The following is a 14,977-nucleotide window of genomic DNA, read 5'->3' on the forward strand; positions in this document are numbered from 1 at the left end:
GAAACGTTTCTTTCACCCCTTTTCACTGTTTTTGCCTTATGCCGTTTTCGTGCTTTGTACCCGAATGGGAGAATAACCCCATCTGGAAGTATGAGGTACATGGAATTGGCAACGCTGCTAAAAAATGCAGCCGAACAAGGAACAGCAAACGCAATCAAAGAAGAACGCCCCGTTCCAGATCAGTTGACCAAAGCCGATGCTTACCGCCTGTACGGTCGGAGCAATGTGGATAGATGGCTCCGTGAGGGGCTAATCTCCGCCCAACAACCTACCGACACTTCCCAAATCTTTCTTGACAGATCAGAACTCGAAGCCGTTGCGGCTTCGAGCAATCGGATCACCTACCTGCCTGTAACGGACAGGTAAGCGCATCTGCTGCGATAGCGGAGCATGGACGGTCTTTGACATTGAGGAGTGAAGCATTATCCCGTGAGGAATGGGAAATTTTGCGAAAGTGAGGTAAGCCAATGCTTGGCGATACCAATATGCTGAAAGCGCATTGGCAGGCAATAGCCCGGTCCGTACGGACTGACGTGAGTAGCTCCGACAACTTACTATAAATCGGCAAGAGCGGATCATTTCGGGTTCGTTGCCCGTTGCCGGTTCCAACACGGGAAGACCCAATTCCCTTCATTAGTAAACCATTAAATCCCCAAGAAGCTATGAATATACTATTGACACCGCTGCAATTGCAGACATTGCTTTCTTATGCTGCCGAAATGGGCGCAAAACTGGCCCTGTCCAAAACTGGCCATATCCGGCCATACCTCAAAAAATCAGAAGCATTCAAACGGTATGGACGAAAAAATGTAGAGCATTGGATCGGTCTGGGACTGATTACCCCGCGCAAGGACGGCGACCACTCCGCAGCATGGCGGATCGACCGCATGGAGATCGAAGCCGTAAGCAAATCCCGCGAAGCCATGCGCTACCTGTAAAACCTATCCATCACATCAAAAAAATTTCTTATGACATCTTACAAAAGCAACACACCATCCAATGAACCGTTGACCCTCGTAACCCTGCTCAAAGCATTGGGGCATGAACCCGTATCGATCAATGGCGATGAATTTCAATACGCCAGCGTATTCGGAAAGCGAACCAATAACAAAGTAGTCCTAACGGTCAATCAACAATTTAAAAGCTGGTTTGACAGCTCACTTGGCAAAGGTGGAAACCTTATGGATTTTGCCCGTACCTATTGGCCCCATCTTTCCCCCGAACGGATCGAAGAAAAACTTCGGGAAATACAACTCCAATCAGCTAAAAAAGATAGACCCCTACGCAAGCGCAAAGCGACCAAGATACCCGATTACCATGTCGCCCGTACCCGCCCTTTGGGATACAACAATGAGGTTACCGATTTTCTGATGGAAAGCGGTCTTTGGGAACTTGCCGATCTGAACATCCGAGAAGTCTATTATTATGTCATTGACCAAAAAGGCAACCGCAAGGATTTTTGTGCCGCAGGTTGGATGAACGAAAATGGAGGTTGGGAAGTGCGCGCCCAAAATTATACGGGCTGTATCGGTACAAAAGGAATGACCTTTATTTCGGCGAGTGAAACCGTGCTTGCCATATTCCCCGAATATGTGGACTATCTGAAAAGACGGAATGACAAGCATCTGCACTACGCATCGGTACTGATATTAAATCATCCCGATTTTTTGTCTGCGGCTCTGAAACGTGCAAGCCATTTTGAAAAGGTACTGCTTTATATCGATGAAACGAGGAACGGCTACCAATCGGCAACGGAAGCATTCACGGAAAAACTACCGCACACCGAAGTTATATCCCTTTAATTATCCAATCCACCTGCTTATGTCAAAATATGTAAACGTGGACGATCTCCGAGAAATCCCAATTTCGGACTTCCTGGCTCGGCTCGGTCACCATCCGGCACGAAAATCCGGCAAGGAACTTTTCTACCACAGTATGTTAAGGGAGACCAAGCAAGATACGCCATCCCTCACGGTTTGGGATGAGGGTGGCAAATGGATCGACCGAGGTGGCCCGAACTCGACAGGCATACAGGGCGGTAGTATCGTACAGCTCGGCCTTGCCTATTGGCCACAGCTTTCCTTTGTCGAAGTACTCAACAAAATAAAGGACACCTGCGATATGCAGGTGTCCATGATACCAGCCTATAAACCCGTCCGATCTCCTACGGAACAGGAACAAAAAGGCTACACCTTTGAACTTGTCCGAACGCAACCCATCGGCAGAAACTTTGTCCTGACCAAATACCTTGAAGCACGTGGGATATTGGACGTTGCAAATGGACACCTGCATGAAATCTATTACAGAAACCGTCTTGACAACGAAAATAAAAGCATTTTCTACGCCATTGGCTGGAAGAACGATTTGGGGAATTGGGAATTTAGCAATGCCAAAGGCTTCAAGAGCAGTATCGGTAAAAAGGGAATTTCTGTTATACCCGGCAATCCAAGCCATGCCGTTCTATTTGAGGGATATATGGACTACCTAAGCTGGCTCAAAGTAAACCGCCCAGACCCTACACCCACCGCCATTGTCCTAAATTCCATTGTCCAATTAAAGAATGCCATCGAACGGGTTAAGGGCATACCCATCGTGGACGTGTATTTCGACAATGACGATCCCGGCCGTAACTGTACCCAAAGGTTGATCGAAGCCGTGCCACAGGCTAAAGACCGATCCGGTGTATATCAAGGGTACAAGGATTACAACGATATGTTAAGAGATGCCATAAACGAGCATGAAATCCAGCACCAACGGGCAGGCCCCAAACGGTGATTTTCGGAGGGGCTGAAAACGGTTATTCCGATATATTGATAATCACATATACACATAAATGGATATACCGACAGCTATCTATGTAACTATCCGAATATACAGTTATACGGATAGACCTATATACCGATATTTCGATAGCCACCTATGCAGATAGCAGTACATACAGATATTCATGTATCCCGATATATGTATATCCAAACAGGTAGCGATACGGATATATGTATAGGTACGTATCGGTTTATCCATATAGGCACATATACAGTTATTCACATAGATACTGATACCGACATACAGCTATCCGTATAGATAGCTGTATTTATAGCGATACAGCCGATCAGATATATAGATCATCAATTGCTATCCCCAAACCTATGTGCCAAAAACACACCCAATCCACTTTTTTGCCCGTTGCGGTATAACCCCTCTTTTTTGTTTCGTATTGTGCAAGTTGTGTTTTTGTACGTACGGCTCTCGTACCTCGATGCCGTACCCACAAAAACCAACTTGCCCCGGAACAGACCAACTCCGATGGAGCAGGTCCGCACCAGGGTAGGAAAAAGGTCGCAACTCCCTTTTTCTCCTGCCAAGCGCACCACATCCGCCGACAACGGCGAAACATCCATAAACCTTTAAAACCATTACCATGCTAAGACACGGTAGCCTTTTTTCGGGCATCGGCGGTTTTGACATCGCCGCTTCATGGATGGGTTGGCAAAACGTTTTCTCCTGCGAGAAAGACCCGTTCTGCCGAACTGTTCTCAAACACTATTGGCCAAATACAGCACACTATGAAGACATCTACGATTTTCGGGCAACTCACTTTCGAGGACACATCGACATCATCAGCGGAGGGTTTCCCTGCCAGCCGTTCAGTCAGGCCGGACGGCGAAAGGGGGCGAAAGATGACCGTTACCTCTTCCCGGAGACTATCCGAATTATTAAGGAAGCACGGCCGGAGTGGATCGTTCTTGAAAACGTTACTGGACTCTTCACCATTCTCGAACCCGATAGTCTTTCTCAAATGGAGATCAAAGCGATTGAGCTTTTTTGTCAGGACGGTGAACAACCTGCAACAAGCACCATCATCCGACTCCAACGACGAGTTATCGGAAGCATCATTTCAGAAATCGGGTCAGCAGGATATGTACTACCGACACTTGAAGACGGCACGCCAATCGTTCTGTGTATTCCGGCTGCTGCCGTTGGCGCTCCACACCAACGGGATCGGGTTTGGTTTGTTGCCCACGCCAACCGCCACCGAGATAAGCAACATAAAAACGACAATCGAGCAGGCAGAGGACAGGCGACGGCTAAAGGACAGGAAGAACGAGAGGGGCAACGGCGGTCAGGTCTCCTTGACGGATTTTCTGGTGTACCATGCCCTGATCTCCCTATGGAGCCCGGCAGAGGACTTAGCCGAGAGGATGCCCCAAGAAATACAGAAGCGTTTGCTAAAAGTACTACCGACAGCGGAGCAGATCGATGGCACGAAATTCCCCTATGGACGGGATGGCCAACTGAATCCCCGTTTTGTGGCCGAGATGATGGGCTTTCCGAAAGACTGGACGGAGTTACCTTTCCGACATGGCGTGCCGAAAGCATAAAAGCCTACGGAAATGCCATCGTTCCGCAGGTCGCCCTTGAAATCTTTAGGGCGATACAGTCCGTCACCCTGAACCAAAAAGCACCATGAAGAACAGAATAAAAAAGAGAAAGTCCGCATCCCATGAACAACGATCCCGACGTTTTGAACTCCGGTTGAGCGAAGCAGAACGCACGCAGTTTCTTGATCTTGAAAAAGCACTTGGTCTAAGCCGTGCAGACATCGTGCGTATCCGAGTACTCCAACATTCCAAAAAGATGCTGGTCAATACCGCCGAAATCATGAAACTACTGGACGGTATCGGTACAGAGATCGGCCGATCCGGCAACAACATCAATCAATTGGCAAAGCACGCCAATACCCTGCAACAACAGGGAATGTTACATTCCAACTTGATCCGTGACCTTGCGCCATTGCTTACCGAATATATCAGATTGCAACGGAGGTTGGAACAATCCATTCGGCAGCTCATTAGGCTTATAAGGGGGCAGACATGATCGTTAAGATACTCGACCCGTCCACCACATTCAAAGGAGTGCGTTACAACACGAACAAAGTGGATAAGGATAAAGGCGAACTGATGAAAGTGGCAAATTTCGGTGCTTTGCAAGCCCTGCAAAATCTCCGTCCAAGAGATTACGTCAATTATCTGGAAGCCCAATCCGCAGCCAGTAGCCGCACGAAATACCCACAGCTCCACGCGGTCATTTCCTGCAAAGGGCGTTCGCATAGCAAAGAAGAACTAACCACCATCGCAGAGCAATGGTTGAGCGGTATGGGCTACGGTGAACAACCCTATCTCTTGGTATTCCATAAGGATACGGCAAACAATCACATTCATATCGTCTCCACACGGGTAGGCCGGGACGGCAAAAAGATAAACGACAGTTTTGAGAAAATCCGTGCCTACGAAGTGTTAAACCGTGTCGTTGGCGTGGACGAAAAGCAACAAGCCAATAAGGACATCGAAAAGGCTCTGGATTATAGTTTCTCCACACGGACGCAATTCATGATGGTGCTTGAAGCGCAGGGTTATTCCCTCAAACTGTCAGATGGGAAATATCAGATCAGCCGTTACGGCAAAAGACAAGGCACGGTTTCTTTGGAACAAGTGGACACCAAAATTGGTACTTTCAGCAAAGACATCAATCGGTTGGCACAGCTCCGAGCTGTCTTTGCTAAGTATCAAAGCCAATACGATCCGGCGGTGGTTCACACTCCGGCTCCACTTCCCGGCAATAGGCCGTCCGCACCATCGGGCTATACGTCGGCAATGGCACAAATGCTATCGGACAAATTTGGGGTACAGATCATATTCCACGGTAAGGACGGGAAACCGCCATACGGCTACACCGTGATAGACCATTCGAGGAAGATGGTCTACAAGGGCAAAGACCTTATGCCATTGGCTGAATTTATCGCACCATCGGAAGATAGACCCAAAATATCGCCTAAAGCGGATATAACGAACCCTACTCTAAAGGGGTGTGTATTCCGGCCCGAAGAAACAATCACCGAAAACGGTTATGTGCAATCAGCCAAAGACGACTTCGCAGAACCGAACGAAAAAGAACGGAAATCGACATCCGAAGAAACCACCATAGTTGCCGATTATGTACATGGAACAGCCGAGCAATGGATACCGAATATCCAGATCGATATTTCCGACGACATCGACGACGAGGCGATCCACGGGCGCAACCGTAGACGTAAGCGCAAAGCCCGGACGAATACCCGTTGACGCCCCCTTATTAACAACACCATTAAACCCAATGCACTATGCTCATACTTATAGGAAACCAAAAAGGCGGAGCGGGAAAAAGCACGCTCACCCTGCTGCTCGCCAACTACCTGACCCAGCAACAAGAACGGCGGGTTACGGTGCTCGATATGGACTATCAGCAATCACTTTCCGCTAAAGCCGAGAAAGCAAAGATTCTGGAAAATGAACCGCTGTACGAAATCGTTCCAGCCGACCTCAGCCATTTTCCGGCAATGCAACGGAAATTGGGAAAAGCACGGAATGAAATCGTACTGATAGACCTGCCGGGCAAGATGGACGACGACGGGTTGATACCCATATTCGCCGCCGCCGATGCGGTGCTCTGTCCGTTTGCCTTTGACGAATTTTCCGTGGATTCGACATTGCTGTTTGCAATGGTCATCGGCAAGATCAACAAGAGAGCGCCCCTCATTTTTGTACCGAACCGTATCAAGAACACCGTCAAATACGAAACCCGGACGGAAGTCGAAAAGGTACTGCGAGGCTTTGGCACGGTCGCCCCCGGTCTGCCGGATCGCATAGATTTCCAGCGGATAAATACGTTCCAGACACCGATCATCCTGTATCCCGTTGTGCTACCGCTCTTAGGCCTAATCTATGAACAATACATTGCTAAGGAGGAACCATCATGAGCGGAATAAAAAGCCTTGCCGATGAGCTTCGGGATTCCATGCGGAAAGACAGACAGCCGCAGACTAAAGAAATCCCCACGGAACAGCCCCCAAAGGATACGCCAAAGAAAAAAGCGGAAACGTTGGAACACTTATTTGACAGTATCCTAAACCATGAACTGACCGGACGGGAAAGATTATTGATCCGCTTGGACGACAAAACCCTTTTCCTGCTCAAACAACTGAAAGTTGCCAAAGGCATCGATATGAACAAGATCATCGCCTACAGCCTGCACCTGTTTCTAAAAACCCACCCCGAAATTTCCCGATACATCAAAGAACACATTAAAACCCTTGATCTATGAACTGGACACAATTCCTGCTCGGCGTTATCGCCGTCTATGGCATCTACTATGCCCTAAACGTACTGTATGACCTGTTTATCCATCGCCGTGCTCCGACTACGGGCGATGGAGGAAACGAATTGGTATTCGATGAAGATTCACCGCCCGAAAGGGTTGTTTCCGAACCATCCAAAGTAGCAATAGAACCGATGGTAAAAGACGGAAAATCCGTTATCTCGTCAGGCCCCCTGCAATCCACGGGGGGCATAACCATAAAGGAACTTGTTTCGCTCGCACAAAACAACGTAATCGAGTACACCAAAGCCATCCCCTACTAAATCCAATTATGCAATCCATCCGTTTTTTGACAGTATTCCTTACTGTCATTTTTTTTGCCCTGTACGCCACCGCCCAGCCCGGTCTTGCCGAGTTTAGGGAAGTGCGCAGGGAAGTCAATACTTGGTATTACAACTTCTCTGACCTTGCCTTTGTCATCGGTGCTGTATGCGGACTGCTCGGAGGACTACGGGTGTACAGCAACTGGCAATCCGGCAAGCATCACATCGATGCGCAGGTCATGGGGTGGTTCTTTTCCTGCCTGTTCCTGTCGCTCGTCGGCGCCGCACTAAAAGCCCTGTTCGGGGTAAACTAATAGCCAATCATTTTTCATTCACTTTTTATCCATTATCTCTATGACAGTAAACACTAAAAAACTGTTTGCCGTGGCCGCACTTTCATTGTCAGCGGTCCAATCAACATTCGCACAAGGCGGTACAGTAGGTATCGATGCCGCCACATCTTCGCTTACCAGCTATGTCGATCCAATTTCGACGCTCATTCTCGCCATCGGTGCGGTGGTCGGGCTCATTGGGGGAATACGGGTGTACATCAAGTGGAACAGCGGAGATCAGGACATCAATAAGGAACTGATGTCGTGGGGCGGTTCCTGTCTATTCTTGGTACTCGTGTCGGTGGTCATTAAAGCGTTTTTCGGCGTATGACACACGGGCGTTATCCGATCTATAAGGGGCTTCAAAAGCCCCTTATCTACCGAGGTTTCAAGGGAAAGTTTATCTATTGGGGCATAGGTTCCCTTATCGGCGGTCTGGCCATCGGCGGACTTATCGGTGCAATTACCAATCTCTTTCTCGGTGGCTTCGCAACCCTTGCCCTGATGGGTGCAGGACTTGCCTACACATTCATGAAACAAGGTGACGGTCTCCATGACAAAACCCGCCACCGTGGCGCATTTATCCATCCTGCCCATTTATCGATCAGCTATGAAACCGAACCCGATTTATCGGGTGAGCTCTCATCAGCCATTAAAAACAGACAAACCGATGAAAACAGAGAGAAAGACAACCTTTGAAATGCCCTATGTGGGTATTGACCATTATCAGGGAATGTCGGTACTGTACGGCGACCGTGGTGATTTTTCAGTCGTTATGCGATTGACCAATCCCGTCTTACAGTATGGCGCCGATCCCGAAGCCTATACCGTTTTCCAACAAGTCTTGCTGAACGTCATCAAGATACTTGGCGAGGGGCATATCATCCAAAAACACGACGTATTTATCAAACGGAAATACCGCCCCAAACCCGCATCCGAATTTTTGGAACAGAAATACCAGGAACATTTTGAGGGTCGGGAATACACCGAGATCAGAACCTACCTAACGGTGACCCGTCAGGTCAAAAAAGGGGCATTCTATACCTATGACAAAAAAGTGCTTGTCACTTTCGGGCAGAACATGGCTAAAGTCTTTGACCTGCTTTCGGGTGCTGCCCTTAATCCCTCATATCTTACGGAAGCCGAAATAAACCGCTTTGTAAACAGGGTGCTCTGCATGGAGTTTGAGCAACCCCACATCACATTGGACAATCTCCGCTGCGGAGACCGTGAGTTGCAAATAGGTGACCGGGCCGTCCGCTGTATCAGTATGGTCAACACCGATTCGGTTGACCTGCCCGAAAAGGTCGGATCGTTCACCGCCCGAACCGAAACAAACGGTATGCGTGATTTTCCGGTAGACAACCTTTTTTTCCTGCACAATGTTCCCGGTTATCGCACCATTATATATAACCAGCTATTGGAGATACCCAGCCAACAGATCACGTTGGGTAAACTTGAAGTAAAGCGTAAAAGGCATTCGAGTGTACCCGATCCGGCCAACCTCATGTGCGTGGAAGACATTGATCGATTGCTTGTAGACGTGGCCCGTGACAATCAACTATTGGTACACGCCCATTACTCCATGATCGTATGTGCCGATACGGACAGGATCGACAAGACGGCCAATTTTATTGAAGCCGCATTGTTCCAACAGGGGATCATTCCCTCACGCAATGCCTACAACCAATTGGAGCTGTTCCGGTGTGCCCTGCCGGGCAATGGCGTGGAACTGAAAAAATACGATTGGTTCCTGACTACCGCCGATGCCGCCCTTTGTTTCTTTTTCAAGGAACGGCTGCCGACCGACGAACCATCGGAATTTCTGCTAAGGTTTACCGACCGTCAAGGGGTGCCCGTGGCGATAGACCCATCGGATTTGGTTATGCGCACTGGGCGCATAAAAAATCGCAATCGCTTCGTTTTGGGGAGCAGTGGTACGGGTAAAAGTTATGCCATAAATGCGATCTGTCAGCAGTACCTGCAATACAACACGGACGTGGTGATCGTGGATGTGGGGCATTCCTATTCCGGTCTTTGCAGTACCTATGGGGGCAAGTACATCACCTATTCGGAAGAAAAGCCCATCACGATGAACCCCTTTGCGATCAGCGAGGAAGAATACAACATCGAGAAAAAGGATTTCTTGATAACGTTGATCTGCCTGCTCTGGAAAGGTTCCGAGGGTACGGTGACCACAGTAGAGCGAGACGTAATTTCCAATGTCATTTCAGCCTATTACGCCCATCATTTCGATAAGGCCATCGAAGACCGAGTAGACAAACTGGACTTTAATTCCTTTTATGAATTTGCTGTTCGGAAAATCCCCGATATAAGGAATGAGGAAAGCATTGCTTTTGACGTGGAGGAATTTCGGTTCGTGCTAAAGAAGTTTTACCGAGGAGGCGAATATGAAGCCATATTGAACGAGGAAGCCGACCAATCCCTGTTCAACGAGCAATTCATAGTCTATGAAATTGACAATATACAGAATAACAAGACGTTGCTGCCCATTGTCACGCTCATAATCATGGATCTGTTCGTGCAGAAGATGCGCCACCGGAAGAACCGCCGGAAAACGCTGATCTTGGAGGAAGCATGGCGGGCCATTTCGTCGCCCATGATGGCAAATTTCCTTTTATACCTGAACAAGACCGTACGGAAATTCTGGGGGGAAATCATCGAGGTGACACAGGAGATCAACGACATCATCGGCAACCCCATCATCAAGGACAGCATCATAAACAATTCGGACACCATCATCCTGCTGCAACAGAACGAAGCCGACTTTAGAAAGGTTGCCGAATTGCTGTCCATCAACGAAGCGGAGCAAAAAAAGATTTTCACGATCAACCGTCTGGACAACAAGGACGGACGTGCCCGTTTCAACGAGTTCTATATCCGTCGGGGAAATACGGGCGAAGTGTACGGTGTGGAGGTTAGCATTTACCACCACTTGGCATTCACGACCGAAAAACCCGAAAAAAGTGCCGTGGAGATTTACGCCAAACATCATGGCAGCTACCCGGCCGCCCTAACGGCGTTTGTCTCCGACATGGAAAAGAGCGGTCTTGCATTGGGCGATTTTGTGCAAAGGGTGAACGAGAACAACGCGCCCGTTGAAACACAAAGAGAATATTTTAAACCTGATTTTACATGAAACGATTTATTGCAATAACGATCCTGTCCTTTGCCGTTTTTTATGCAAGAGGACAGATTTACATCGACCCCGCCGTGGCAGCCGCGACGGGTGTCCATGCAGGTGTGATGAACAGCCAGCTCAACAATGTGAATAGTAATCTTACGCTCATCCAGCGCGGCCAGATGGCCGTAACGGGCCAGCTCCTGATCGTGAACGATTTGCAGGATAAGATTTACAAAGGATTAAGTGAAGTTTCCGGCGTTGTCCGTTCCCTGCTCACCGTAAAGGACATTGCCAATATTTCCCTTGACATCGTTAACGACGTGGAAAAAGCAATGAACATCGCAAGGGGAAATCCGGCACTCCTATTATTTGCCGAAGCGGGCGCACGGGAATTTAAGACAAGGGCGACCAATCTATCTGCCGAAGTCAGCGCCTTTGTACTGAAAGGCGGAAAGGACAACCTAATGGATTCGGGGGAAAGGGCAAAACTGTTAAACCGGATACGTACGGAATTGACCATCCTGCGAGGCGTAGCCTTTGGGATGCACAGAAGTATGTATTGGGCAAAACAACGCGGTATCCTTAATTCCCTTAATCCATACGCAGGTTTTATCAATATCGACAAACAGATTGCCGATGACATTATCCGTAATTCAAGATTGCTCAAACGATGAGATACATTATCCTAACTCTACTGCTTTTGGTCATCACCTTGACCAGAGCAAATGCACAGCTCAATGTGGAACTGATCCACCAATTGGTCGAACACAGCAAAGATGAATACGACCGCCAGATCACCGCAAGAAACCGACAAGCCATTACCTCGGCTAACGAGGAAGTAAACAAAGAAGAAACGTCAAAACTCAAAACCCGTTATCGGCAGTTGCACAGCCGTTTCCAGACCCTCGGTATGGCATTGCAGGGGCTTAGTATGGGGCTTGAATCCGCGCCAATAGTCACCGAGATCATAAACCAACAAAAAAGGATTGTAGGCATTGTGTCCACACACCCCGAATTTCTTTTGCTTGCCATCGATGCAGAAAAAGATATGGCAGAAAAAGCCGTGCAGCTTGCACGTTACCTGACCGGACTTTTTATCAGTATTAACGACCTCAACCAGATGAAAGCGAGCGACAGGAGAATACTTTACGGACACGTCCTGCAGGAGCTTAGGAAGATCGCAGGAGCATCACGGGGGCTTGCGGCTACCCTATACTATTCGACACGAAAAAAGCTGCTCGATTCCCTCAATCCGTTTTCCGGTTATATCAATGAGGACAGGCGTATAGTCGATAATATTTTAAGGCAATTGGAGGAATTTAAACCATGAAGAAGCAACTCATAATCCTGCTGTTTATCTGTCTTTCAAAGATGACTTTCGCCCAAAGTTATGTGACGATAATCTACGATGCCAAGCATCTTGCCATTGTAAACGAAAACGGTGCGGTAAGGCTCGCTTCCGAACAGACCCACAACAATATGCTCGGCAACATCCGTGGACGCATCGACGATATTAACGTCAACCTATCTTCCGTGGTGTTGGTGCAGAACATGATCCACCGATCACTCGCCGAAGTGGATCGGGCATTGAAGTCCGGCCGCTCCGCGCTCCATATTTCGAGGCTTGTTCAGGACATCGCCACCCACAGCACGAAGATGCTTGAAACTGCCAAAGGCGAACCGTGGCTGCTGCTCTTTGCCGAGGCCGCCAGCCGCCAGCTCAAAGACAGGGGCATAAACCTTGCCGCCGAAGTCTCCGACTTCGTTCTACAGGAGGGAAAAAACGTGCTGATGGACTACGAAAAAAGAGACCACCTCATGCGGAAGATCATTCTCGAACTGAAAGTCATACGCGCATTGGTGTTCAGTATGGAGAGGTCAATGTACTATGCCAAGATCAACGGCGTAGTGAAAATGGCGAACCCATACCGAAACTTTATCAACATGGACAAACGCAAAGCGGACGAGATCATACGGAACTATTATCTACTAAAGGACTGAACATGAAACCATCATGATTTATTCAAACCATCTAATGGAATGAATAAATCCGATAGCTTCATCACCATTTAAAAACAATTATTTCGATGAAAAAGATAAATATCATTTGGCTACTGCTGTTCCTATTTTCCACGGGAACAATGGCGCAGAACGTGAAGCGACAGACCGATAAACATATCGTAAATCAACAGGAACGCATGGTTCATAAGCAATGGGATCGAAAGAAGTTTACGCCAACAAGTGGTTTTCTCGGTCTAAACTATCAATATTGGCTCACCTGGGCGTGGCATCCAAACTACAACAAGACCGACCGCCGACCGTTGAGCGGTACAGGGCCACAGACCTTGCGCATGGGTATGGTACTGGCCATGCAACAAACGGACGAAGCCTATAAAAAGCATACGGACACCATCCGCAATGTAGCGGTGACCGAAGCCCTCAATTATTCCGGTCTGGTCACGGATGCCGACCCCTTATGGTTACTTTATTACCGCAGGGAGTTTGGAAACCTAACGGGCGACACGGACACCGATCCGCTCGCCGGACTTTCACCGGACGTCGGGGATTATTTGAGGAACAAAGGTCTATTGGAATGGTACAACGAAGAACGTGCGGAACTCAAAGAACGGTTGGAAGCTGCCCGAACGACCACGCTCGACCGTGGTAGCCGTATCATGGCTTACCACCGTTTGCTTGGGGAACACCGGAAACTTCTGTCCGCATGGGAAGCAAAAAAGAACTATGCCGCCAAATTCCTTTTATTGAGCAAAAGCCGTGACCGTCTGCAAAGTGAGAACCCCGATCTGCCGGAGTTTTCTGGCGGTCGTTCCGATGTACAAATTGCAGAGGACATCCTAAAAAGAAACCAATAACCAAAATCAGATTACTTTATGGACTTTATCAACATGACGGGGCTAATGCCCCGTTTTTTATTGCAGGGAAATCCTGTAAATGTGCCGGACTCGTTTAAAGATACGTTCAATTTTTTACAGGGGAACGGTGTCTATGAGGAGGGTGTTATGCACTTTCTCAAAGGCATGAAAAACACGATATGGACGCACTTCGATACATTCATCACCGATGCACAGGCCCTTGCCGCCATTTTCATGCTCATATTCTTTGCCATCAAATCATACGAAATGATGGCGGGCGACAAAAAAATGGAAATCATGCCTTTGTTACGCCCGTTCGGGCTTGTAATGGTCATCATCTGGTGGGGAACGTTCACCCGCATACTTGCATATCCCACGGACATTGTTGCCACCAAAACGGAAAGCCTGTTTGACAGCGGGCAGATCGAAGTTAACAACCTACGCCTGCAACGTGCAAAACTCATGGTTGACGTTGCCGATCAACTGACCACCATACAGGCCGAAACCGAGATCGCCGAAAAAGAAGCGGATACGTGGTACGGTCAGGCGTGGGATGCGGTCACCTCAACGGTAAAGGAGGGTTTTGCTTCGGTATGGAACCCAATCGTTGAACTTAAAAACCGTATGCAAGTGGGGTTACAGCTACTGGCGACCTATACCTTAGAAACGTTGGCCGTCTGGGTATTGCGCATCTGCGTTTATATCATCTTCATTATCCAGATTCTCTATTCGACCATCCTCATCATTTTAGGCCCGTTTAGTGTTGCCGTAAGTATCCTGCCTGCCTTTAGGGACTCCTTTGGTACGTGGATAGCCCGGTTTATCGCCGTTAACCTGTATTCGGGCATTGCCTATCTGGTCATGCACGTAGCCAGTCTATTCCAACAGTATGCAATGGAAGCCGAGATTACAAGGTATCAACAACTCCTTGAAAGCACGGGCGACACATTGGAGAAAATGGGCTGGTTTGCGGGCAACGGGATTTTAAGTTTCGGTATCGTCATCGTGACATTCCTGATCGGAGGACTGACCATGCTCACCGTACCGAGTATCAGCACATGGATTGTATCGACAAGTGGTATCACTTCGGCCGCAAGCACAATGGGGCGTGGAGCATCCAATATGGGCCGTGCCGCAAGAAAGATAATCGCCAAGTTTTAACCCCTTTTAAAC

The 14,977-nt window shown here is 48.3% G+C and carries 19 protein-coding genes; 18 read left to right on the forward strand and 1 reads right to left on the reverse strand.

Annotated elements, in window-relative coordinates; genetic code table 11:
- Positions 1-337: 337 nt before the first annotated feature.
- Entirely contained in the window at positions 338-634 is a 297-nt protein-coding gene (locus I6J02_RS18340; RefSeq protein WP_147284256.1) for a hypothetical protein, read from the reverse strand.
- A 28-nt stretch (positions 635-662) separates the two neighbouring features.
- Between I6J02_RS18340 and I6J02_RS18345 the strand changes: the two genes are divergently transcribed.
- From I6J02_RS18345 to I6J02_RS18430, 18 genes are all read left to right on the forward strand, one after another.
- A complete protein-coding gene (locus I6J02_RS18345) occupies positions 663-938 on the forward strand; it encodes a hypothetical protein (protein ID WP_003005553.1) in 276 nt (91 codons plus the stop codon).
- Between the two features lie 30 nt (positions 939-968).
- Positions 969-1,802, forward strand: a complete 834-nt coding sequence (locus tag I6J02_RS18350) for a hypothetical protein (RefSeq protein WP_003005550.1) — start codon at positions 969-971, stop codon at positions 1,800-1,802.
- Between the two features lie 19 nt (positions 1,803-1,821).
- Positions 1,822-2,775, forward strand: a complete 954-nt coding sequence (locus I6J02_RS18355; protein WP_039989854.1) for a toprim domain-containing protein — start codon at positions 1,822-1,824, stop codon at positions 2,773-2,775.
- A gap of 643 nt (positions 2,776-3,418) precedes the next feature.
- On the forward strand, positions 3,419-4,468 hold the full coding sequence (locus I6J02_RS18360; protein WP_003005544.1) for a DNA cytosine methyltransferase: 1,050 nt from the start codon (positions 3,419-3,421) through the stop codon (positions 4,466-4,468).
- Positions 4,465-4,875: a hypothetical protein gene (locus I6J02_RS18365; protein ID WP_003005543.1), complete on the forward strand. Its 411-nt coding sequence runs from the start codon at positions 4,465-4,467 to the stop codon at positions 4,873-4,875. The genes I6J02_RS18360 and I6J02_RS18365 overlap by 4 nt, the downstream gene beginning before the upstream one ends.
- Positions 4,872-6,119, forward strand: coding sequence for a relaxase/mobilization nuclease domain-containing protein (locus tag I6J02_RS18370; protein WP_003005542.1), 1,248 nt, complete (start codon positions 4,872-4,874; stop codon positions 6,117-6,119). Before I6J02_RS18365 ends, I6J02_RS18370 begins: the two co-directional genes overlap by 4 nt.
- Before the next feature lie 38 nt (positions 6,120-6,157).
- The gene (locus tag I6J02_RS18375) at positions 6,158-6,793 is read left to right on the forward strand and encodes a ParA family protein (RefSeq protein ID WP_201679249.1); all 636 of its coding nucleotides are present in this window, start codon (positions 6,158-6,160) and stop codon (positions 6,791-6,793) included.
- Positions 6,790-7,137, forward strand: a complete 348-nt coding sequence (locus I6J02_RS18380) for a hypothetical protein (RefSeq protein ID WP_003005538.1) — start codon at positions 6,790-6,792, stop codon at positions 7,135-7,137. Before I6J02_RS18375 ends, I6J02_RS18380 begins: the two co-directional genes overlap by 4 nt.
- Positions 7,134-7,454, forward strand: a complete 321-nt coding sequence (locus I6J02_RS18385; RefSeq protein WP_003005536.1) for a hypothetical protein — start codon at positions 7,134-7,136, stop codon at positions 7,452-7,454. The genes I6J02_RS18380 and I6J02_RS18385 overlap by 4 nt, the downstream gene beginning before the upstream one ends.
- Before the next feature lie 8 nt (positions 7,455-7,462).
- Positions 7,463-7,768, forward strand: a complete 306-nt coding sequence (locus I6J02_RS18390) for a DUF4134 domain-containing protein (protein ID WP_003005534.1) — start codon at positions 7,463-7,465, stop codon at positions 7,766-7,768.
- A 40-nt stretch (positions 7,769-7,808) separates the two neighbouring features.
- Positions 7,809-8,117, forward strand: coding sequence for a DUF4134 domain-containing protein (locus tag I6J02_RS18395; protein ID WP_003005532.1), 309 nt, complete (start codon positions 7,809-7,811; stop codon positions 8,115-8,117).
- The gene (locus tag I6J02_RS18400; RefSeq protein WP_003005530.1) at positions 8,114-8,485 is read left to right on the forward strand and encodes a hypothetical protein; all 372 of its coding nucleotides are present in this window, start codon (positions 8,114-8,116) and stop codon (positions 8,483-8,485) included. Before I6J02_RS18395 ends, I6J02_RS18400 begins: the two co-directional genes overlap by 4 nt.
- Complete coding sequence (locus tag I6J02_RS18405) at positions 8,457-10,946, forward strand: TraG family conjugative transposon ATPase (protein ID WP_003005528.1); 2,490 nt, start codon at positions 8,457-8,459, stop codon at positions 10,944-10,946. Before I6J02_RS18400 ends, I6J02_RS18405 begins: the two co-directional genes overlap by 29 nt.
- Positions 10,943-11,605: a hypothetical protein gene (locus I6J02_RS18410; protein ID WP_201679250.1), complete on the forward strand. Its 663-nt coding sequence runs from the start codon at positions 10,943-10,945 to the stop codon at positions 11,603-11,605. The genes I6J02_RS18405 and I6J02_RS18410 overlap by 4 nt, the downstream gene beginning before the upstream one ends.
- The gene (locus I6J02_RS18415; protein ID WP_003005523.1) at positions 11,602-12,261 is read left to right on the forward strand and encodes a hypothetical protein; all 660 of its coding nucleotides are present in this window, start codon (positions 11,602-11,604) and stop codon (positions 12,259-12,261) included. The genes I6J02_RS18410 and I6J02_RS18415 overlap by 4 nt, the downstream gene beginning before the upstream one ends.
- Positions 12,258-12,932: a hypothetical protein gene (locus I6J02_RS18420; protein WP_003005520.1), complete on the forward strand. Its 675-nt coding sequence runs from the start codon at positions 12,258-12,260 to the stop codon at positions 12,930-12,932. The genes I6J02_RS18415 and I6J02_RS18420 overlap by 4 nt, the downstream gene beginning before the upstream one ends.
- Before the next feature lie 86 nt (positions 12,933-13,018).
- Positions 13,019-13,804: a hypothetical protein gene (locus I6J02_RS18425; protein ID WP_003005518.1), complete on the forward strand. Its 786-nt coding sequence runs from the start codon at positions 13,019-13,021 to the stop codon at positions 13,802-13,804.
- 18 nt (positions 13,805-13,822) lie between these two features.
- Positions 13,823-14,965 carry a plasmid transfer protein gene (locus I6J02_RS18430; RefSeq protein WP_236582162.1) on the forward strand — a complete coding sequence of 381 codons (1,143 nt, stop codon included), beginning with the start codon at positions 13,823-13,825 and terminating at the stop codon, positions 14,963-14,965.
- The last annotated feature ends 12 nt before the right edge of the window (positions 14,966-14,977 follow it).

Origin of the sequence: Sphingobacterium spiritivorum (assembly GCF_016725325.1) — a bacterium.
GTDB lineage: Bacteria > Bacteroidota > Bacteroidia > Sphingobacteriales > Sphingobacteriaceae > Sphingobacterium.